The sequence below is a fragment of the Nostoc sp. FACHB-888 genome, from assembly GCF_014696655.1.
In the GTDB taxonomy this organism is placed as follows: domain Bacteria; phylum Cyanobacteriota; class Cyanobacteriia; order Cyanobacteriales; family Nostocaceae; genus Nostoc.
This window is the reverse complement of record NZ_JACJQM010000073.1, coordinates 1-19,548: the sequence shown is the minus strand read 5'-3', so window position 1 is coordinate 19,548 and position 19,548 is coordinate 1. Positions and strand designations below refer to the sequence as shown.

Annotated in this window: 23 protein-coding genes; 17 read left to right on the top strand and 6 right to left on the bottom strand. The window is 42.2% G+C overall.

The window, feature by feature from the left end:
• The first annotated feature begins 7 nt into the window (after window positions 1-7).
• From parA to H6G26_RS28255, 4 genes are all read left to right on the top strand, one after another.
• The gene (gene parA / locus H6G26_RS28270) at window positions 8-658 is read left to right on the top strand and encodes a ParA family partition ATPase (RefSeq protein WP_190733430.1); all 651 of its coding nucleotides are present in this window, start codon (window positions 8-10) and stop codon (window positions 656-658) included.
• On the top strand, window positions 645-920 hold the full coding sequence (locus H6G26_RS28265; RefSeq protein WP_190733428.1) for a hypothetical protein: 276 nt from the start codon (window positions 645-647) through the stop codon (window positions 918-920). The genes parA and H6G26_RS28265 overlap by 14 nt, the downstream gene beginning before the upstream one ends.
• A gap of 102 nt (window positions 921-1,022) precedes the next feature.
• On the top strand, window positions 1,023-2,039 hold the full coding sequence (locus H6G26_RS28260; RefSeq protein WP_190733426.1) for a PDDEXK nuclease domain-containing protein: 1,017 nt from the start codon (window positions 1,023-1,025) through the stop codon (window positions 2,037-2,039).
• 318 nt (window positions 2,040-2,357) lie between these two features.
• Window positions 2,358-3,152, top strand: coding sequence for a carboxypeptidase-like regulatory domain-containing protein (locus tag H6G26_RS28255; protein ID WP_190733424.1), 795 nt, complete (start codon window positions 2,358-2,360; stop codon window positions 3,150-3,152).
• 118 nt (window positions 3,153-3,270) lie between these two features.
• On the opposite strand, the gene H6G26_RS28250 is transcribed toward H6G26_RS28255, so the two are convergent.
• Window positions 3,271-3,873: a tyrosine-type recombinase/integrase gene (locus tag H6G26_RS28250; protein ID WP_190733422.1), complete on the bottom strand. Its 603-nt coding sequence runs from the start codon at window positions 3,871-3,873 to the stop codon at window positions 3,271-3,273.
• 813 nt (window positions 3,874-4,686) lie between these two features.
• On the opposite strand from H6G26_RS28250, the gene H6G26_RS28245 reads away from it, so the two are divergent.
• From H6G26_RS28245 to H6G26_RS28235, 3 genes are all read left to right on the top strand, one after another.
• Window positions 4,687-5,196, top strand: coding sequence for a hypothetical protein (locus tag H6G26_RS28245; RefSeq protein ID WP_190733421.1), 510 nt, complete (start codon window positions 4,687-4,689; stop codon window positions 5,194-5,196).
• Between the two features lie 720 nt (window positions 5,197-5,916).
• Entirely contained in the window at window positions 5,917-6,474 is a 558-nt protein-coding gene (locus tag H6G26_RS28240; protein WP_190733418.1) for a hypothetical protein, read from the top strand.
• 719 nt (window positions 6,475-7,193) lie between these two features.
• Window positions 7,194-7,559, top strand: a complete 366-nt coding sequence (locus tag H6G26_RS28235) for a hypothetical protein (RefSeq protein WP_242053918.1) — start codon at window positions 7,194-7,196, stop codon at window positions 7,557-7,559.
• Between the two features lie 222 nt (window positions 7,560-7,781).
• Here the strand turns inward: H6G26_RS28235 and H6G26_RS28230 are convergent, their stop codons facing one another.
• The 3 genes from H6G26_RS28230 to H6G26_RS28220 all read right to left on the bottom strand — a co-directional run bounded on the left by H6G26_RS28230 (window position 7,782) and on the right by H6G26_RS28220 (window position 11,782).
• On the bottom strand, window positions 7,782-10,856 hold the full coding sequence (locus H6G26_RS28230) for a DUF3854 domain-containing protein (RefSeq protein WP_190733413.1): 3,075 nt from the start codon (window positions 10,854-10,856) through the stop codon (window positions 7,782-7,784).
• Window positions 10,857-11,349: 493 nt separating this feature from the next.
• Window positions 11,350-11,598 (bottom strand): hypothetical protein, encoded by a 249-nt coding sequence (locus tag H6G26_RS28225; RefSeq protein ID WP_179077063.1) that lies wholly within the window; start codon window positions 11,596-11,598, stop codon window positions 11,350-11,352.
• Complete coding sequence (locus H6G26_RS28220) at window positions 11,591-11,782, bottom strand: hypothetical protein (RefSeq protein ID WP_094346746.1); 192 nt, start codon at window positions 11,780-11,782, stop codon at window positions 11,591-11,593. Before H6G26_RS28220 ends, H6G26_RS28225 begins: the two co-directional genes overlap by 8 nt.
• Before the next feature lie 229 nt (window positions 11,783-12,011).
• Here H6G26_RS28220 and H6G26_RS28215 point away from each other — a divergent pair, with 229 nt between their 5' ends.
• The 9 genes from H6G26_RS28215 (at window position 12,012) to H6G26_RS28175 (ending at window position 17,686) form a co-directional block, all read left to right on the top strand.
• Window positions 12,012-12,176, top strand: a complete 165-nt coding sequence (locus H6G26_RS28215) for a hypothetical protein (protein ID WP_167756050.1) — start codon at window positions 12,012-12,014, stop codon at window positions 12,174-12,176.
• Window positions 12,177-12,355: 179 nt separating this feature from the next.
• The gene (locus H6G26_RS28210; protein WP_190733412.1) at window positions 12,356-13,540 is read left to right on the top strand and encodes a hypothetical protein; all 1,185 of its coding nucleotides are present in this window, start codon (window positions 12,356-12,358) and stop codon (window positions 13,538-13,540) included.
• Window positions 13,521-13,715, top strand: coding sequence for a hypothetical protein (locus tag H6G26_RS28205; RefSeq protein ID WP_190733410.1), 195 nt, complete (start codon window positions 13,521-13,523; stop codon window positions 13,713-13,715). The genes H6G26_RS28210 and H6G26_RS28205 overlap by 20 nt, the downstream gene beginning before the upstream one ends.
• Before the next feature lies 1 nt (window position 13,716).
• The gene (locus H6G26_RS28200; RefSeq protein WP_242053917.1) at window positions 13,717-13,938 is read left to right on the top strand and encodes a hypothetical protein; all 222 of its coding nucleotides are present in this window, start codon (window positions 13,717-13,719) and stop codon (window positions 13,936-13,938) included.
• 62 nt (window positions 13,939-14,000) lie between these two features.
• On the top strand, window positions 14,001-14,291 hold the full coding sequence (locus H6G26_RS28195; RefSeq protein ID WP_206757561.1) for a hypothetical protein: 291 nt from the start codon (window positions 14,001-14,003) through the stop codon (window positions 14,289-14,291).
• Between the two features lies 1 nt (window position 14,292).
• Window positions 14,293-14,703, top strand: coding sequence for a hypothetical protein (locus H6G26_RS28190; protein ID WP_190733406.1), 411 nt, complete (start codon window positions 14,293-14,295; stop codon window positions 14,701-14,703).
• Window positions 14,703-15,419: a hypothetical protein gene (locus H6G26_RS28185; protein WP_190733404.1), complete on the top strand. Its 717-nt coding sequence runs from the start codon at window positions 14,703-14,705 to the stop codon at window positions 15,417-15,419. Before H6G26_RS28190 ends, H6G26_RS28185 begins: the two co-directional genes overlap by 1 nt.
• Window positions 15,420-15,483: 64 nt before the next feature.
• Window positions 15,484-17,385: a hypothetical protein gene (locus H6G26_RS28180; RefSeq protein ID WP_190733402.1), complete on the top strand. Its 1,902-nt coding sequence runs from the start codon at window positions 15,484-15,486 to the stop codon at window positions 17,383-17,385.
• A gap of 94 nt (window positions 17,386-17,479) precedes the next feature.
• Window positions 17,480-17,686: a hypothetical protein gene (locus H6G26_RS28175; RefSeq protein ID WP_190733400.1), complete on the top strand. Its 207-nt coding sequence runs from the start codon at window positions 17,480-17,482 to the stop codon at window positions 17,684-17,686.
• A gap of 63 nt (window positions 17,687-17,749) precedes the next feature.
• Here H6G26_RS28175 and H6G26_RS28170 read toward each other — a convergent pair whose 3' ends face one another.
• On the bottom strand, window positions 17,750-18,493 hold the full coding sequence (locus H6G26_RS28170) for a hypothetical protein (RefSeq protein ID WP_190733398.1): 744 nt from the start codon (window positions 18,491-18,493) through the stop codon (window positions 17,750-17,752).
• Entirely contained in the window at window positions 18,477-19,298 is an 822-nt protein-coding gene (locus H6G26_RS28165) for a hypothetical protein (protein WP_190733396.1), read from the bottom strand. Before H6G26_RS28165 ends, H6G26_RS28170 begins: the two co-directional genes overlap by 17 nt.
• Window positions 19,299-19,313: 15 nt before the next feature.
• Between H6G26_RS28165 and H6G26_RS28160 the strand changes: the two genes are divergently transcribed.
• Window positions 19,314-19,548: hypothetical protein (locus tag H6G26_RS28160; RefSeq protein WP_190733394.1), on the top strand; the 235-nt coding region annotated here is incomplete at its 3' end.

Genomic DNA, 19,548 nt, shown 5'->3' with positions numbered 1-19,548 from the left:
CACATTTATGAAAATTGCAGTTTTGAACCAGAAGGGGGGCAGTGGCAAGACCACAGTATCTATCCATTTGGCTCATGCTTTTTCTATGAGAGGGTATCGAGTATTACTAGTTGATACTGACCCTCAAGGCTCAACCCGTGACTGGGCAGCAGCACGTAATGGTGAGGCTCCATTTAGCGTTATTGGTTTGGATCGCCCTATCTTGCATAAAGAATTGCCCAAATTAGCGCAGGGATATGATTTTGTTTTTATTGATGGTGCGCCAAGAGTTTCTGACTTAACCAGATCAGCAATCATGGCAGTAGATTTTGTGCTGGTTCCTGTGCAACCATCTCCCTTGGACGTGTGGGCGGTGCATGAGGTAGTAGAACTGGTACAAGAGGCCACTATATATAAACCAGACTTAACAGCAGCATTTCTGATCAACAGAAAAATAGCGAACACTGCTCTTGGGCGAGAGGTGACGGAAGTTTTAGGAGAATACCCCTTTCCAGTGCTGAAAGCACAAATAAGTCAAAGGGTAGCATTTGCTGAGTGCTTAAACATTGGTAGTACTGTTTTGGAGGCTGCCCCGAAAAGTGCTGCCAGTGATGAAGTACGAGCAGTTGTTGAGGAGATATTAGAAGCAAGAGAGGAAACGAATCATGGCAGAAGTTAAAAAATCACAAAAACTAAGCTTGAGGCCAGGTGTTCCGAAAACGCCTGTAAAAGATGAAGCAGCAGCGTGGGTGGAAAGTCGCAATGGTGCTGAAACGCCTAGCACTATAGAGATAGAAGAAGCTAACAATGGCAAAAGCAAGCGAGTTACTTTTGAAGTTACCTCAGCACAGCACCAGGAGATTAAAATCCGTGCTACCAAAAAAGGCATGACCATTAAGGAATATATGATTGCTCTAGTTGAGGAGGAGCTAAAAAGCTAATGTAATAAATTACATTCTTACACTTGTATTTATTTACATAATTACATTATTACAACTGTTTGGAGATTTCAGACGCAGTTGGCTCTCGTTGGGGTTTGAGTTATGAGTGATTTAACGGTTAATGATGGTTCATATCAGCAGTTGTTAGATCGCATTAGTGAGTGTTTGGCGTTGGGGCGACAACGGTCTTTTGAGCAGGTTAATTCAGTTTTAGTAGAAACTTACTGGCAGATTGGGCGTTATATTGTCGAGTTTGAGCAAGCGGGCAAGGAACGGGCAGAATATGGCAGTAAGTTGTTACAGGTGCTTTCACGAGATTTGAAAGCTACGTATGGTAAGGGGTTTAGCCGTTCTAATTTGCAGTATATGCGTCTGTTTTATTTGAACTATGAGAATTGCCAAACACTGTCTGGCAAATTGAGTTGGTCGCACTATACGGAGCTTTTAGCTATTTCCGATGATTTGGCGCGGTCATTTTATGAGCAGCAGTGCATCCAAGATCGCTGGAGTGTGCGGGAGTTGAAACGCCAGAAGGATTCGGCTTTGTTTGAGCGGGTGGCGTTGAGTAAGGATCGGGCAGAGATTTTGGCACTGGCTAAGGATGGGCAACGGATCGAGTCGGCGCGGGATGTGGTCAAAGATCCTTATGTGTTCGAGTTTTTGGATTTACCAGACCGCAATTATCGTGAGAGTGAGTTAGAAAATCGTTTAATTGCTGAGTTGGAGAAGTTTCTACTTGAGTTGGGCAAGGGGTTTGCATTTATTGGGCAGCAATACCGAATTACGTTAAACAACACGCATTTTTTTGTGGATTTGGTGTTTTATCATCGCATTCTCAAGTGTTTTGTCTTAATCGATCTGAAGACGCAAGCGGTGAGTCATCAGGATATTGGACAGATGAATATGTATCTAAATTATTTTCGCGCTGAGGAGAATATGAAGGATGACAACGAGCCGATAGGGATTGTGTTGGCGCGAGATAAGGATGAGATTTTGGTTGAGTATGCGACGGGTGGTATTTCTAATCAGCTTTTTGTGTCAAGATATCAACTTTATTTGCCAGATCCGGAGGTTTTAAAGCAGGAGTTAAGGCGGCTTTTGGAGGTAAATGATGGCTGATGTTCCCTGCCCCTCTCTTGAAATGTCGCTCTCAAGAGATGTCGTCAAACTACTATTTCCCGACATTTTCATTTCCCCATGCCAATAAACTAAACTTTAAAGGCAGGTTTATTGGCAAAAGTCGCTTAATACAAATATTAGTTATTTTCCTCTTACAAGAGGAAAATAACTAATATTTAGAAGTTCATAAAAACTTAATAATTAATTACAAAAAAATAGTTAAAATTAAATTTACGAGTAATCTTTTGTATCAGTATTTACTTAGAATAAATGAAATGCTTAAATAATCAGTAACTCTTTCCTAACCTAATTGAATATATGCCTAATTTTATAGGTCGAATTGTTGATATAAAGAGTCAACCTATCAAAGATGCTAAAGTTTCATTTGAAGGTTTAGGAACTCCATTTGTAACCTATACTGACACAGAAGGAGTTTTTAGATTTTCGATTCAGATTATTAGTGGCAGTGTTGTTAATGTAAACATAAGGGTAGAAGCTGAAGGCTGCCAGCCATATAACCGCTATACTGACTTATTGGTCAATAATACAAATATTGAAGAAATTCGGCTTATAAAGAGGAATAATCAACAAGAATTCTCATCACCTATTATAATAGCAATTATAAGTGCAGTTGGTGTAATTTTCGCAGCGTTTATAACTGCTGGCTTACCTTTTTTCAAAAAACCGGAGCCGACACTAATAATACCGAGAGCAACCACAGATAGTTCGTTACTTCCCCAATCCAGCGCAACTTTAAAGATAACCCAACCCTCTCCAAAAAGCAAAGTTTCACCTTTAAGTGACTTCAGTGGTACATTTGAGAACTTATCTAAAAAATTTCGTATAGAGTTATATGTTTACGCTTCATATGAAAATAAATATTACTGCTATACAGCTAACCGCGATAGTGAAAGTGATGGGCATTGGAATGTGAATGAGGTAAACATTGGTGGGCAAGGGAATAATAATAGTGGTGCAAATTACAATGTATATGTTCTTGTTTTAGATTTGGAGACGAACAAGAGATTGCAATCCTGTCAGGGGGGTTCACAGGTTTTAACTCTACCGTCAAACCCAATAGCAAAAGCTGATATTCCAGTTATTAGAAAGTAGATATCAATACTTCGTGAACCACATTTGCGGTTGCTCTACTATGGGTACTCAAATGCCATTAAAATACAGTACAAAAGACATCCAATTGTTGAAATTTAAATTCCATATAGACGATATTTTACAAATCACCCCAATCAAAATTCAGGAAGCGTCGAGCATTCAGCTTGGTATATTTTTCAGTGTGTTTGATATCCCGATGCCCTAAAAAATCTTGAATCTCTCTGGTGTTGTAACCCTGATTCACCAGATAGTACCCGCAGGCATGGCGCATCATGTGACAGTGAACTTTGATATCAAGCCCCGCCTGTGCAGCCAGTCGCCCAATGAGCTTTCGCACTGCATCAGTTGACATCACTTCACCACGCTCGGAAACGAAAATATATTTGCTATCGGGCAACATCTCTCTGAGTTCTTTGAGCAATTCCAGTTCATCATCTCTCAAGGGATGCACCCCTGAATCGCTGCCCTTTTCTCTGGTGATGAAAATCTGACGTTCGGCCCACATCAGTGCATCCCACCTTAAGCCGCACTTTGAACCTACAGCTTCCCCCACCCTCAGACCGTGGCGAAACATGAGCAACATCAGTGTATAATCACGGTGAGCATAACGAGCTTTGCGTTCTAGCGCAGCATCAAGAAGACTTCGCACCTCACTTGGTGTAAGGTATTCTCTAGACCTGTAATGCTTGTTAGGTAGACGAGTTGGGGGCGGCAACCTCATTTATGATTGGTGGTAGTGTCCGGTTTACGCAGTCTATTATGGACAGTCTACTACGCCACAAGCCCTATTACTCCGTTGAGAGACAAGCCACTAAGAAGTTATTGCAAACTATTCTCAATTGATGAATACGTCCATCTTGGGACAATGCCGAACAAAGTGCGATGCCTGCGGTGTCTCGTTGCCATCGCGGTCATTATCTAAGCCATGACTGAAGATTAGCTGTATCTCTGACTGCGTTAGAACTTTGGCGCTAAGTGCCGATTGATTTTCATTGCCAGACTGTAGACCCTGTGATCCACAGCCTACAACGATTTGACACCTATTGAGTTAAGCTCAACCTCTTCTCAAGTGAAAATCGTTGTAATTGCGTTTACAAATAAACAAATAATAAGCTGAAATCTTTACAGAACCTATCTGATATTTATATTTTTATGAATAGTTGATGATAGTCAATATATTTTATATAAGATCCTAATTATGTCTAGCTCATTCTATTGTAAATACTTGCTAAGTAATCAATCTAGCTCTCGGCGCTAGTATAAGTAGACTTATGTAAGTTCTGGAACTAGTGTCACAATTTAAGTAAGCTAAAAATTGGGAAAAAACTCCTCAAATACCCTAATTAAGTAAGTAATATTCTGCACGAAGTGCAGAGTCTTTGACGATTGTAAGAGTATAAAATGGGGTTAAAACACTTTGAATTTTGCTCTGGAAATAGTTAGTTTTTTTGGATACTGGCAAGTTTATATCTAGGATTTATGAGCAAAAACTGAACTAACAATATTTCGACCTAATGAAAAATAGGAGTTGAAAATGAAAAACTTAATTAAGCTTCAACTTCCAATTATTGTTTTTTTGATGTTTCCTTTATCTGCATTAGCTTGTAATTCAGTTGATGAAATAAAAACCAATATAAATGGTCGTTCTGAATCTGTATCATCCGATGCAAGAAGAGATGTAAAAAGATTTGGAGTGAGAATAGGTTGTGAAGGAAACACATTCAAAGCAGATGTTCGTGCTATTAATGCAGAAGTGGTTCAAGGAGGCAATAATCTTGAAATTTTCTTTCAATATAGTGGAAATTATCAACGAGAGAAATTTGACGTACCTTGTGTAGAAACTGCTGAAGAAAATAGATTTATTACAGGTACATATCGCCTTACTTTGCAAACAAGTCTTTTAGCGACGCCTAAAGTTGTCGATGAGCGAATTGAAAATTTTGGTGAAGTTAGCGATCCTAATCATGATTCTAATATCTTTGCCAAGCTTGCTGCAAGACAATTAATTACTAATGCTTGTGGATTTAACGTTACTGGGTTGTAATGATAAATTTGGGAGAATGAAACGCCTTTTTAAAACTTATTAATCCTGGAGAGATTGCTTTAATAAGAACTATTTGGCTAATAGTACTGATAGTTGTTGCGGCTTGCAATTATAAATGTTTTGGCTTGCAAACAAGGAAATTTTTCGCTCATGTTATGGCTGAAAACAATAATGATTGCAGGTCGCTACACCTAAAACAACCTTCTCCCCATCAATCCCGCCTTGGGGAACCGAACCCCATGAGTGAGCAGTTAAAGGGGTGAAATTAGCAGTGATACCGAAACTTTATGCTAAGGACTTGATGAGCCATTTTCAATACTGCGTAGCTTGCCGCCGCAGGCATCGCCACGGATAAAACTGTACCAATTGAAGTCTCGGAAATTTAGGAGCTTCAAACCCAAGATGAGCCGTATTAAATTGCTGCACCAAATAATCTATACGTTAATTGGTACATCGAGAATTGCGAAAAATATCGATTTGCAGAATGCTTATCCGGTAAGGGTTACAGCCTTAGCATAACTTTCTGTACGATTGCTCATTTACCCCCGATCAGAGGGCGACAGATGCTTGGTTTTATCTCAACTTATTTCAACGGAGAGAACGGACGAATTTCTCGAAGCCATTGAAAAGCATCTGAAAAGCTATTGGGGTTCAGAAGCTTTCACAGTGCAAATCTCTGGTGCTGGCATTTAGAAATTGATTAGAGAAGGAAGATGCACGATGAGTCAGTTAAATGCAGGTGTCTACTGGTGCGCTCGTGATCTTGAAGGAAGTCCGATTGGGAATCACCATTTCATCCTATTGGTGAATCCTGATGCAACTGATCGATTTAGTGATGAATCCCTTTTGCAAGAGGATACACCGGATGGCACTACTTATTTCTATACAATTGGTGCCTTCAAAGGAGCCGATGGAGTTCCTGACCTCCTCAAAATGATTGTGAATCAACCAACTGATGTTCAATCAGTTCGTGAATACCTTGATCCAGACGAACATACAAGTCTACTCACGCCTGATTATGACTTAGAGCCTCACCAGATTACGCCTCCAACTGGCTCTGTTGAAAACTTTATCGCAACCGTTATTCAGCTAGCTACTAATTACAAAACTAAAGGCGATATTCAATACTCCTTGATTGATGAGAATTGTGCAGCTTGGGTGAATACTCTGTTCAAAGTTGCTGGAGTCAGTGATGCTTCTCGCGAAGAAGCAGGAGAGTTCTCTGGGGTGGATTGGGGAGAAGAAGATTTTATTCCTGAAGAGTTCTTCCAACCCTAGCTAATCTGACACTCAAGCAAGACTTTATGAAAATTTTCTAGAGTAATTGGCATCACCGTGGTCGGGTAGCGGGATTATCCCTCTTTTGTCACTTTGGTAGAACCCAAACGCTGAAAGCCTTTCAAGGCTTCCATCTCCATGTTTTGTCTACAAACTTGAGTTACTGTTAGAAAATAAAAGCTCAAAGCTTGACTATATAAAAGTTTCAGAACTTTGCTTCGATTATTGTTTTCTGAAAGTAACAAAAGAGGGTTATAGCGATATAGTCCTGCTACCCGACCACGGTGACGCCTGATCACGTTTTCTGCCCAATGCGCGAATAGGTAGATGACTAGCTTATGTCAATTTGACCGCGTAAGCGCCCCAAAACCTTAATTTGACGTGAGCGCCAGTCAGGGCTGACTCGACCACAGTCTAGCCTATCACCTCGGTTTGGTTCAGTTCAAAAACCTGAACCGTGGTTCAGAATCGCCGCCAAACTCTATTTTGGCTCAGTTCAAGGACGTGAACTGTGGTTCTGAACTGTTGCCAAAATCGCTGTGTTCCGCGTTAGTTGGTTGATTCAGTGGTTCAAAGCTGGTTCAGCTAGACCGTTCACAGAAACTTTAAAGCAAGATCAGTATCTTTGCTGTATCAGTGTTTAGGAGCAAGAAAGTAGAAATGAAGTAACAAATTTTATTCTCCTATTCAGTATTTTTATGAAATTTCCCTCCAAAGTTTTGGTAGTTTTAACTTCAACTTTTGGTTTATTTTCAATCAATTTTGCTGTTTCTCTACCTGCTCAAGCGTCAGTTACATGTGAAGGTGGGACAATTAGTAATTATTCAAATGGTTCGTTGGCAAGTTGTATTCTTGGCCAAGATACGACCGTGCAGGTTTCCAGCCCCAGTTCCGGGTCATCTAATTTTTATTGCCAAGCCCAAAAATTTATATCTTTTAATGAGAAAGCACAGTTTACAGGTTGCCAGCTTTCACAGGAAATCCAACTTAGAAAAGGTAACTCAATTGAAACATGTCCAGCAGAATATGAAGTAAATGTTTCAGTTGAAAGTAATGGTACTCAATCCATTACTTGCAATCCCTAAGAGGATGTTTGGATAGTGGCGACTGCCCTGTTGTCATGCAACGAAAATTGCAACACAACGTCAGTGCAATTTTCAACGCATTTCCGATCGCGATGGCGTACCGCCCTTTCCGATGGCGATCGCTAACTCTCCCGATTGGCCCTTAACCCAAAATGCGAGTTGGGGTTTTTGGGATAAACCCTCGAAAAGGGGGATTCTGTTGAGATGACTAGCTTATGTCAATTAGTTGCCCAACTGATCCAAAAACTCCAGTTCACTAACATCAATGAGATTTAATCCACCCGCCGCAGCGCCAGGACGCAACGGTGAAGGAGCAGTGAGCGGCTCTCCAGTGAGGGCAGAAACCAAAAGAACTTTATCACTACCACAGGAAACCCAAGAGATTTTATATTCTTCGCCGCCTGAAAGTAGCCTCACCCGATCTCCTCTAACCGGCTGGCGGGTGGTGACGGATGCTGATGGAGCCGGTGACGGATTGGTGACGGACTGGTGATGGTTTGGCTCGATGGATGGTAATGCTTGTGGAGTATGCGTTATAGCTATCTCAGGTGATGGTTGTGACGGAGGTGATAGAGTTTTGCCCAAACTTTCTACACAATCTGTTTTCTCCTCGCCCAAACTTTCACTCTTCAAAAAATTAGATGGATGATTATTTACCTCGTTTACAAAAAGATTTTTCTGTAAATGTCCATCACATCCGTCACCGTAAGGCTTTGAGTCCATCACCATATCCATAACCTTGTCCGTCACACCTCCATCACCAGCTTGATTGGAAGTGATTGAAGATTCGGAAGGGAACGGAGCCTCATCGAAAGCGCCTCTTAACCGGATACCGTAAAAATGACTGCCAGTTCTGGTTTTTTCTTGCTTAACATCAGACCATCCCAGCACATGATTTAAGACTTGCAGTAAGTCTGGGGTGAAATTGGGTAAGCTCTTGCCCTGTTGCCCGGAATTTTGGCAGTAGTGATGGTAGGAGCCAAACAGTGTACTGATTTCGGGGCGGTAACTGCTGCTTTGCCATTCGTTTTTGTTGGAGCCGACTTTGACAACTCCTGATAAATCTCGCACGATATGCCGTTCCACCCAAGCCGCGATGGAGTCAGTCATTTGTGCCATTTCCCAGTAAGCGAGATCATAGCCAGTAGAGTTTTTTCCATTGAGAGTGTTAATTATTTCACTCTCTGGAATGGTAAGTAGGTACTGGGTGAAGGCTCCGATCTCTGGGTAGAGCTTTTCTCTGAGGTGAGTATCTACAATTGGTGGACAGTAATTCATGTTTACTACAATCAACCGCCTTTTGAGCCATCTGCCGACCCCAGAGCCTTGGAGCGCTGCATAATTGGAAGTAATTAAAACTGTGGCGGACAATCTAACATCACAAGCTTTTTTATAAACTTCCTTGGCTTTGGTGCTTCCTCCCCCCGTGAGGGTTTTGAAAGTTTGCAAACCGCCATTGACCTTATCTTGATCCTCAAAAATGACTGAGCGTTTGTTGAGTATGTCTACCAGGAAATTAGGATTATCCAAGTTTTCAATTTTGCCACTCCAAGTATTCTCTGAGCCGACTAACGCAGTCAGGATATCCGAGTAAATGCCTTTACCATTGCCGCCATTGCCCCAGAGGTAAAGAATTTTTTGGAGATGAGACATACCGCGAAGTGTGGCAGCTGCAAAACAGATGAGGGTTTGTATTTTTTGGGAGTCGCCCTCTGTTACTTCCTGGAACCAACTGCGAATTGTTGGCCAATCTCGAATCTTGGGATTATCAAAGCGATGGGGCAGTGTCCAGGTTAAATAATTACCGGGTGAGTGTTTCTCAAACTTTCCAGTAGCCAGCACCAGTACGCCATCTAGGAATGGAACGATGCCTGTTCTTTGGGGCCACGTTTCAACAGTTAGCCGTCGCGCCATGAATTTGCGAATATTGACTATATAGCTATCAGTGCCATAGCCAACAATTGAACGGGCATCTAATATTCCCTGAATCATTGTTTCGATCATGTGGTCATCCTGGGATTTCCACAATCCCGAATCATCACCTAGATAGTACTTCCATTCCTTGTATTCGTTGCAGTACTTGAGGCGTTCTCGATAATCTTCTGCTAATTCAAATGCCAGTATGTCAGCCGGGATAAGTTTTGACTTCGACTGATAAGACTTTGACTGATGAGACTTGGACTCAACGGCATCTTTGCCGTGGGTCAATTCTCTGATTTGCTGATTTAGTGCCGCGATTAGATTATCCGCACTCATGCGAGTTTTCAAAATATTTAACTCTACAATAGTGCCGTAGAGTTGAAAAACTTGTTCGAGTTGTTCAAAACTATTTACCTCGTCTACCGCCCCAATGCCCAGCATTTTGGTGACTATGGCTTGACACAGTGCTAAGTTATAGCTTTGGGCCCAAAGCGTTTCACCGTTTGGTGTCAGCAACAAGTCATCAATCCCTTTGCCTAGTGACTCGTCCCAGGTGGGGCGCGATACGGAGGAGCCTACTTTTTGCGCCGCTATTGACAGTGCATCAATCCCCTTGTTTACAGATGCTACGACCGAGGGCTTAGAATCCATGTCATAGGCAACTAACAAAGTTTTGGGGCGATTCATCATTCGCTGTAAGCTGGGCTTGAATCGCTTGGTCTTTTTATCTACCCCACAGGTCGCGCCGTAGTTGGTGGTGGCGGGGTATCCCTGACAGATTAGACTAAACAGTTTTTCCCCGCCTTCGGTCGTAATTACAGGTAACTCGGAATTGGCTAACGACTCATAGAAATCCACATCATCAGGGATACTGCCTTTCTCAAGTCCCATCTGTTGCTCAACGAGCCTTCTAATAGTGGGGACGACGCGAGGATAGAAGCACTGATCTCCGTTCAAAGATGGAGCTAGCCGTTTGTAAGGCTTTGTGCCATCATCGTTTGGTAGACTCAAAATTGAATGCCAGACACTACCATCTGCATTCAGCATCAGCGCAGCATACACAACGCCGGAATATGGTTTTTTCCACCTTAAAGCCTCGGCTATCCGGTGCGGTGAGTCTGTAAACTCAATCATCGCGTCAAACTGCTCTGCACAAAGTCGTTCACGCCCAAACTTCTGCTTAATAAAATCTTTGAAAGCGTCAAATGAAATCCAATGCTGTTTAACGCTCTCGTTAGTCCAGATTTGCTCAACACTATTGGGCTGTGTCGCCTGATTCCTGGGTTCAGATAATAGTGGGGTTAGAGTCAGTTGATCTAGATGTCCACGAACGTCAAAAGTAGCAGTAGTACTAGAACCGTTAAAGGTGGCTACCATTGTGAAATCCTTGTGAGGTAAATTGTGTGGGCTTTACCTCCCCCGAAGATTCACCAAAGTTTTAATCAAATTTCTCGTTAAACCCGTTGTAGGAAGTTGTAAGAAGTACTAGGAACTGATAACATTAGGTTATAAAGAAATTTAATCGACAAAAAACAACCGGGTGTCTTCTAGGACTGTTAAACAACTTGTTACAAGCAAGTTGAGTCTTGGGGAGGCATTCTTTTCTTATGTATATCTGGTGACATGACACTTAGAAAAGATGAACTAAGGGTATAGTCTTATTTAATAGTAAATTATGTCAGGCAAAAAAAATAATAAATATCTCAGCTTTATAAAATAAAACAATTTATCTATTTTCCTCAAGCCAAGACACAGCAAAGCTTTTATAAGTTTTCAACTAGTATCAAAAACCAAATAAATACCTCACTCTATTAATAGTATTAGTGTGACTAAGAATAATTCAATTTGTTGATGCTGCTTCAAAAAGACATTAATCTAAAATTTTGACTGACTTAATACCTTGGCTGCATTTTGTCACTAACAGCCATCTTTTAGCCTCTGGCTCTAGCGCGGGCATGATTCGGAAGTTGAAAACATCTGCCCAAGTTTCGACCCCGTGAGCGTTTGCAAAACTGACTTCAAGTTCCTTGAACCGTACCCAATCGCGATCGCTGATAGCTGTCAAAACGGGGAGAAGCCAGGGGAGTGATTTTAAATCAATGGCAGATGGGTTAATCATTTGATTTGTTTTTAGCGATCGCATCTGTAGACACAGATTCTTTCCAGTTGGCAAGGGCGGCAACAACTACCCCTTCAACTAAATTCGAGACAGTTCTTCGCTCGGATTTGGCCCACGCTTCTAAATCCGATTTTGTTTCATGTTCGCAAGTAAACATTACTTTAGCCTTTTTTGTTACTCCCATTTCTACTCACTTCAACAGCTTACTGAATCTTTACTCAACTATATCCTTTAAGACTCTGACTCTGTAAGCTTTTTTAGTTTAACAGAGTTGAAGCTTGAATGTTTTAGTTGACAGCTTCAGTAGCTATCATCTACTATAGCACTCATAAGCAAGGCAAAAACGCCAATGGCAGACAAGATACACATATTCTTGGCGACTTCAGCCTGCAAATTTATTTTGAGGAGAATTTATGCGAGTAACAATCAGGCAATCTCTACACCCATTTATCAGCAACAAAGCGCAGGAATTAGGCATTAATGACCATGCAGAGGTAGTTAACTTCCTTTTACTTCAGATTTTGCAAAATTCGATGCTGTCACAGGCTCCTACAAGGGGGAGCCAAGATACTCAGTAGTGTTGAAAAGAATGTTTCATGAAACTGTTTCAACGGTTGCATCAATGTTTCAGCCTCACAAGAACCGTGAAACGCCACTTACACCCGCCAGAAACATGAAACATGAAACATGAAACGTTAGTTGATGATGACTACTTTTGCTTGTGACAGTGACGATAAAAAGTTGAGGGTAAAACGATATGTCAAGACCTAAAAAACAACCAACATCTATAAGCACGAACGCACCCAACACAAACGAGCCTGAAACCATAACAGAGAAAGCATCAATGCCATCAAAAAAGGTAATTCATTTGATGCTAGATGCTGGACGCTCCAGTATTAAATATCAGGCTTTCGTTAATAACGAAACTGGCACAACACCAGTGATGAAGACCGAATCTTTGGTGTGTTGTGTGCCATCAGTACCATTTGGAGAATTAGGAGCTTTCAGCCTAAGCCGAGGCAAAGATGAAAACAACAAAGATGTTGTAGAGCATTGGGTCGTTGGTAGCTCCGCCAGACTGCAAGGTAAGGAATATATAGCAATGAGTGATTCCGAGAATCACAAAGTAGACTACTTCCCCATCCTTGCACTAGGCGCGATTGCATCTCTGCCGAATCTGCTTGAGTTGTCCACGGGTACAAGCGCCAAGCGTAGAACCTTGCACATTCGTTTATCAACACTCTCGCTAGCTTCCCCATTAGAACTAAAAAAAGCCATTGAACAATGCAAGTGGATCGCTGTAGATGGTGTTAGATACCGCCTGTGCTTCTCAAAACTGGGCTTTCTGGGATTTCCAGAGGGATATGGCGCATCACTTTGGGCAAGCGAACGCTTTGACGATAAACAATTCCATACTTTTGATATTGGATATGGTACAGCCACAATCAGCGAATACAGTAATCTCGGCAAATTACCAAAACGGGTAACTTGTAGTCCGAACGGTGGCGGTGGCGTTGCCACACTAATCAAAGAATTCTCCAGAGCATTGAGCAACACCGATTCTTCTAAAATGATTCGCCCCTCCCAACTGCGCGAGATTTTGGAAACTGCAACCGTTGGTGATAACGGCATAAGTGCGATTGCACCTGATGGTGAAGACATTGGGAGTGAGTTAGAGAACGCGATTCATTCATGGATGAAAGATTCTCCCTTGGCTTATGCCCTAGATGACGTATCCGTGAAAGCCAGACGTAGCAAAGTAACTTTGTGTGGCGGTGCGTTTGCGATCGCGCCTGTGCAGATGTTGATTAAAGAAAGATTACTCAAAGGGAGCATTCCAGAAAGTAATTTGTTAATCCCAGAAAATCCGGGAACCGTTGCTTTATCAGAAATGAAAAAACTTTACTTAGGAGAAACGACCGATGTTAACCAAGCGGCTTAATTACAACGTTCCTCAAGACTTGACTCCAGCCATCAGAATGCTTGCAGAAATGGATGGCACAACTCCCACTTACTGGCTCAGAAAAGCTTTGGAGAAATTAGTAAATGAAAGATTCTCTGTCAATAACAATCATCAAATTAACTTAGGGGATTTGGAGGCGATAAGAGGTGAATAATATGATGATGTGCAATGTTAACACAGAAGAAATAGTAATCATTCTGGCTGGTGTTGAGCAAACTTTAAGATTGATTCAAACTACTCCCGAATATAGGAGACTGCAAACATCAGAGCATTTTACTACATCAAATGACTTGGTTTTGAATGATGCCATTCAATCAATATCTGAAGTTTTAGATGGCATTGAAAAAGTACAACTCGCTAACAGTTCTCATGAGTAATAATTGTGCGAACGCTTGCCCGGTCAAGAAAAGCGTTCGCCCAGTTGTGACTTAGATCAGGGATGAAATCAGTACACACATTAAAGGATACCAAAATGGCGCACCCAGTAGGATATTACTCCCTCTCTCACGACAATGCACTCATTAAAGATATGTGTGAGACATGGGGCGAAGGATTAGAGAAGATGAGCGAATCAGACACACTCTGGTTAATTGCACGTGTAGCCCATCAAGCATGGTTAGAGTGTGAATCTTCTACCGCTCCTAGCAACGAAGCGGAGTCAGTATTTAAACGACTGCATGAGTTAAAGCAATGGGAGAAGTTTGCACTGATTAGCGCAATGGTGCAGTGAGATGTACAAGAAGCAATTGTATTTAGCTTTGGCTGGAGTAAGTGTCTGCTTCTTGCCTGTAATTATCCCCTTAGTACCCAAAATGGGGGCTTATGCAGAAGCCGAGAGATTAAAAGCCACTGAAGGATTAGAGCGTAAGCGAATAGAAGAACGGGCAAAAACCAGCGATGCCTTATATGAAGCGGGAGTCATGCCCACAACTCGTTCTCTAAGAATCACGAATTATTTTGACAGTAGTAAACGCAATCCCAGACCAGACCCAACCCTTTATCAAGATGATGAAATTGTTGATGTTTTTGACGCAACGGGTAGGTGTATTGGGCGGATTGAAGAAGGAATTTGGAAGTGGAAGTACAAAGCCAAAGAGATTTGTAAAAGCGTTCAAAATATCAAACCAGTGAGAAGAAAATAATGGCGTTAGGTTCATCAAGTGCAGAAAGTAATAGTACTGGTAACAGCGATGGTAAACCCAAGGGTAAGAAGCGAACGCTTGGTGAAATCATTGATTTTTGCGCCAAGGCTGTTGTGATGATTGTTGGTTTACCTATTAGGGCAGCCGCCGCTATAGTCAATCAGTTTGTTGCTAACGGTGGCGCGGGTCGTGCCTTGGTAGGCGGGATTTTATTTATTGGTGGTTCTGTAATTAGTGCTGATTCAACTTGGCAATTAATCTTTACTGGGCCCCCGGTTTGCCCTTGGTTTGAGCCTACTTGGAATTGGCTAAATGTGCCGTTTGCAGCGTTCAACCCTCTCTTTTACCTGGCATTCATAATTTCTGTAGGTGTTCAAGTAATCGAAGCCCATGCCCTACGGGGTAAAAACCCAGATTCAGCTAGGCGGGAACTTCAAGATCACATGGTTTATGAGCTTGAAACCAAGCCTAGTGGCAAGATTGACTTGGTAGGCCAGCTCTGGCAAGACTACAAGACCGCAGGTACACGCGATCGCTCTAGCGCGGGGCTAGTTGTGATTGCTGTTTGGGCATTCGATATTGTCACCACTTTTGCAGCTCGTAACCCGTTTGAATTTACAGCCCCATTCATGATTTTGGGTTGCATCTTATTTAATATCGGCACAATGATGGCGGGTGAAATTGGCTTTGCCATCTGGCGGTTGACCAAAGATTAAAGTGAGCGCCGCTCAATAACTCTTCAGTTGGGCGGCACTCACTACTCAACGAGGCATTTGTTTTATGCATTGCAATAATATCCCCAAAATTACAACTAAGGAAACGGAACACTTACGTGATTCTTATCCCGCCTTATCCCATCTGGAGGCAGGAAATGTTTCTGAATGGTTGCAAGAGCGCAAAGACCAATTATTTGAAATGGCTCGAGTTTCTGAGAACGAAGCAGACATGACCCGTGTACTTGGCTTGCTAGCTTCTGGGATCGGAGCGGTTTGTTATGCAGTCAATCCTTTGGCTATAGTTGGTGGTTTAATTGGCGGTGCTGCATGGCTATGGTTTGTTGTCGAACACTCCAACCGCACTAAAGAAATTGCACCAATACCATTTGTACGTGGCAACTTTATAGACGCGGTTGCCCGTGCTGGTGACTATGATACTCGGAGCAATTATCAAGCGGATCATCTTGCTAATACCGTTAAATTTCTAGAGCGACAATCAGCAGAAGAGTACGCCTTTCTTCATGCTGAATTTGAAAATATTGGCCAGTATTTAACCCAAGTTGAACCAGGAAAACGTTTTTATGCTTATCGCTGGATGTTTGGCTGGTTTGGCAAGCTTAAGGGTCGTCAGCTACCGACTTATCAAAGTATGGCTCTCCATTTACAGGATGTGACGATTGACAGCCGGCTGAATCGGTCAGAGGTAAGTGCTATCGCACAGGCTCAAACCCAGTTACCACCCACCGTAGATATCAAACAATTGCAATCACCACAAGTAGATATTCGGGACACTCACCAAGCAGATGATCTTTCTAAACCGGAGGAGTTACAGCCATCAGCTAATGGGCTTGCACCAGAGACTATAACTCATCTCCCTCTGGCGAATAGAGCAAACGCACTCATCGCTGCTTTAAGGAAAAGTGGTTTCCAAATAGAAGACATGATGAGTTCCCAAGTCATTGCGATCGCTGGCACTCAGCGAGGTGGTAAGGGAACCTTAGCAGCAATCTTGGCAACATTATCTCTAGCTTTAGATTCGGGATTAAACACCCAATACTTTACAGCCGGGGTGGACGTTTACCCCTTTAGTTGTAATCTGATTTCTGCTCTGAAATACCCCGAAAAAGATGCGGACGGTGCAGATAAACTAGTCGCCCGTGACTTGCTTAAATTTCTTAAAGGCTTAGATGCAAGTGAACCTTACTCCCACAAAAACTTACTGTTAGTCATTGATGAAGCGATGCGGTTGCTATCCCTACTTGATGAAAGCGATCGCACTTGGGCTATTCAATATTTACTTTCTCGCTTCGCCAAATGTGGCGGTACATTAATCATTGTGTTGCATGGCTCCAACTTAACTTCTGTGGTTGGCAAGGCCACAGCAGGACTAGCAGACACCTTTAAGCAATCGGTTAACTTCATTGGTTGTGTAGCTCAGTCTGTCAGCGCCGGCGGATTGCGAAAGATTAATGTTGCTAGTGGCGAATATTTCAAAGCCAACCCTAATAACTTTGCTGAACCTGTTAGCGGTGGCAATCTCGGCATGATTCCTGACTGGCTAAAGATAGAGTTACACCCAGGAAATGGTCAACCAGATCCAGCAAGAACATTACTCAAATTTTTCCCGGAACTGGTGCAGCATCACCAGCCAGCAGTTATGCCCAGAGGCGAGAAAATTGCACCACCAGACGCAGTTAATCAGCTTGAGTCCATTTTCTCAAAGCCTACCCAAGACGTTGAAATTGCAGAGCTAGAAGAACTGAGTATTTCTGAGGCGGATTTGTCGCAAATTTTAAACATTGTTACTTCAGCCGTTGCAACACCAGTCAGCTTTGCCGCGATTAGAAATAGCCGAAAGTGGGGTGAAGATAAACCTAGCGTTCGCTATTTAAGGAGTGCGATTGCACAACTTATAGAATCCAAGCAATTGAAGGGTAGCGAGAAGTTAGGCTTTACCGCTTTTTAATGTTACTGCAATCTCAAAAACCCTTTAAGAAAGCACTTAGTTCCAAGACATCAAGACATCAAAACCCTGAAATCCTAGTAATGGATTTAAATTTATGCACCCAATTGAGTTTAAGAAAAAATGGCAGTTAACTTACGATGAGCTTGCACTTGTTTTAGGTTATCAAGGTGATTATACTGTTCGTTCTTGGAATATGATTGGAAAACATAAGCGCAACCCTCAAAAAGTTGTCTATGTCGCTTGTCGTCTTCTAGATGAGAAGTGGTCAACTCAAGGTAAGCTTGTGCATTCTTATCTCTGATTATTTGTATGATTGGGGCAAATATTACGTTAAGCCTTTGCCCCAATCGCTATATATTGCCCTTCATCTTCGATTTCGGTCAGTCCCCAAACGCTTTTCTACCCGTTGTAGCTTGACATTACTATAACCAGTACGCTGCCAGATAGCTCGTAGATAGGTATTGAAATCATCCGAGATTTTTACCGGAATTAATTGATTGATTGAAAAGAACATTGACAAAGCAAATATTGTCGTAATCAACCCCATCATTCCATATTTAGTTAGGGGTTCAGAGCGATAAACCTCTTTCTCTATGGTGATGGGTTCGGGGGGAGGGCTGTTCTTCAACTCCTGAATAACCGTAGTCAACTTCTGCGTGTGATTCAACAGTTGATTCCAGTTCTGCTTTAATTCTGTTATCTCGCTCTTTAGCCCTTTGAACTCTAAGCTCTCTAATGTTGCTGTTGACTTGGGCGTATTCTTTAACTGCGTCAGCAAGGGAGTTAATTCTTGTCTCAAATTCTCGTTGCTCTTCTCGTACTCGTTCGAGGAGAGATTCTGATTCTTCAATTCCCCCGTCAGCATCTCGATTGTCACCATCGCTTTGCTGAGGAGTTGATTCTGAATTAGATTCGTTTGCGCCCATGCTTGTAACTCTGCCCTATCGCGTTCGCGTTCAGTTTTCTGTGACTGCTTAAAACTTTCAAACTCTCTATATAATCTGCCCAATGCTATCTTGACCTCACCCAGTTCACTGCTCTCTACTAAATCGGTAGTTTCAGAGTGAGGATTGCTGTGATTGCCGTTGCTATTACCGTTGCTGTTCATTAGCTTTCTTTTTACCCTGGCGAGAAGTAGACGCAGTAACTTTTGTCTGTTTTGAAGTTGAGGTGTTCGACTCAGCAGCAACTAGAACCTCTGGTTGTTGTAACCCCAGATAAACCCCAGCCTTTTCAAGTTCTGGTTTGGCCTGATCTAAAAATCCACTCACTAGCAGGTAATCTCCAAAAGGAAATCCGTTCTCTTCAGTCGCAGCTGAGTAAGGTAGACCTTTCTCTGTCAACGTGTCAAAGGTTGAGTAGTCTAGCTCTGGCATTTCTATTTCTATGCCTTTCAATTCAGATATCGCTGCCGACGTTTTACTGTTCTCCCAGCGCTGAAAACCTGAACCTTTATCCCAACACAGATTTTTCACTATTACATAATCTGCTTGAGCGCCGCAGAAGTCAGCCATAGTTTTTAAGCTAGTGATGACCGAGTAACCAAGGTTAAGCACAGTCACCAGCGTTACCCGATAACCTAAATCGCCTGCAATCTTGAACAGCCCAAACTTACTGATAATCTCCCTAGTTTTATTGCTTGATGCCCCCGGCATATCTACTATTATTGAGTCCGGTGATTCCGCTTTGATTTCCGTAAAGAAGCGTTTCGCCTCTGCCACCTCTAGGAAGTTTAACAGCCTTACCCCTGAGCCAAAATTTTGATAGTACTCGTACAGTTCTGGATTCTCTGTATCTGCGTCATAAGCTAGATAATTAATCCCCTTCGAGTGCATTACATCTAGTAGCAAGCGAGTAAAGGCAGTCTTACCTGTACCACCTTTGCCCCCCAGTATCATCACGATGCGTTTCATATTTCGCTCCTATCAGTGATATTAAATTGGGAAGAAGTATTAGGAGTTGTTTTCTTTCGTTTACTAGTTTTAGTTGACGATGAGTCGGATGGTTCACTACTATTCTGTGGTGAACTATCTGGCTCTAGTGCTGGAACATCATTATTAGTTGTGGTTGAAGAATCAGTTGATTCTGGCTCGGAGTCAGAATTAACTGATTCTTCAACCGCTTTATCTGATGATGAATTACTCAAATTATTGTCAGTTGATG

Coding starts and splice junctions, on each gene's coding strand:
- parA (WP_190733430.1), top strand. CDS start 8: ATGAAAATTGCAGTTTTGAACCAGAAGGGGGGCAGTGGCAAGACCACA.
- H6G26_RS28265 (WP_190733428.1), top strand. CDS start 645: ATGGCAGAAGTTAAAAAATCACAAAAACTAAGCTTGAGGCCAGGTGTT.
- H6G26_RS28260 (WP_190733426.1), top strand. CDS start 1,023: ATGAGTGATTTAACGGTTAATGATGGTTCATATCAGCAGTTGTTAGAT.
- H6G26_RS28255 (WP_190733424.1), top strand. CDS start 2,358: ATGCCTAATTTTATAGGTCGAATTGTTGATATAAAGAGTCAACCTATC.
- H6G26_RS28250 (WP_190733422.1), bottom strand. CDS start 3,873: ATGAGGTTGCCGCCCCCAACTCGTCTACCTAACAAGCATTACAGGTCT.
- H6G26_RS28245 (WP_190733421.1), top strand. CDS start 4,687: ATGAAAAACTTAATTAAGCTTCAACTTCCAATTATTGTTTTTTTGATG.
- H6G26_RS28240 (WP_190733418.1), top strand. CDS start 5,917: ATGAGTCAGTTAAATGCAGGTGTCTACTGGTGCGCTCGTGATCTTGAA.
- H6G26_RS28230 (WP_190733413.1), bottom strand. CDS start 10,856: ATGGTAGCCACCTTTAACGGTTCTAGTACTACTGCTACTTTTGACGTT.
- H6G26_RS28225 (WP_179077063.1), bottom strand. CDS start 11,598: ATGATTAACCCATCTGCCATTGATTTAAAATCACTCCCCTGGCTTCTC.
- H6G26_RS28220 (WP_094346746.1), bottom strand. CDS start 11,782: ATGGGAGTAACAAAAAAGGCTAAAGTAATGTTTACTTGCGAACATGAA.
- H6G26_RS28215 (WP_167756050.1), top strand. CDS start 12,012: ATGCGAGTAACAATCAGGCAATCTCTACACCCATTTATCAGCAACAAA.
- H6G26_RS28210 (WP_190733412.1), top strand. CDS start 12,356: ATGTCAAGACCTAAAAAACAACCAACATCTATAAGCACGAACGCACCC.
- H6G26_RS28205 (WP_190733410.1), top strand. CDS start 13,521: ATGTTAACCAAGCGGCTTAATTACAACGTTCCTCAAGACTTGACTCCA.
- H6G26_RS28200 (WP_242053917.1), top strand. CDS start 13,717: ATGATGATGTGCAATGTTAACACAGAAGAAATAGTAATCATTCTGGCT.
- H6G26_RS28195 (WP_206757561.1), top strand. CDS start 14,001: ATGAAATCAGTACACACATTAAAGGATACCAAAATGGCGCACCCAGTA.
- H6G26_RS28190 (WP_190733406.1), top strand. CDS start 14,293: ATGTACAAGAAGCAATTGTATTTAGCTTTGGCTGGAGTAAGTGTCTGC.
- H6G26_RS28185 (WP_190733404.1), top strand. CDS start 14,703: ATGGCGTTAGGTTCATCAAGTGCAGAAAGTAATAGTACTGGTAACAGC.
- H6G26_RS28180 (WP_190733402.1), top strand. CDS start 15,484: ATGCATTGCAATAATATCCCCAAAATTACAACTAAGGAAACGGAACAC.
- H6G26_RS28175 (WP_190733400.1), top strand. CDS start 17,480: ATGCACCCAATTGAGTTTAAGAAAAAATGGCAGTTAACTTACGATGAG.
- H6G26_RS28170 (WP_190733398.1), bottom strand. CDS start 18,493: ATGAACAGCAACGGTAATAGCAACGGCAATCACAGCAATCCTCACTCT.
- H6G26_RS28165 (WP_190733396.1), bottom strand. CDS start 19,298: ATGAAACGCATCGTGATGATACTGGGGGGCAAAGGTGGTACAGGTAAG.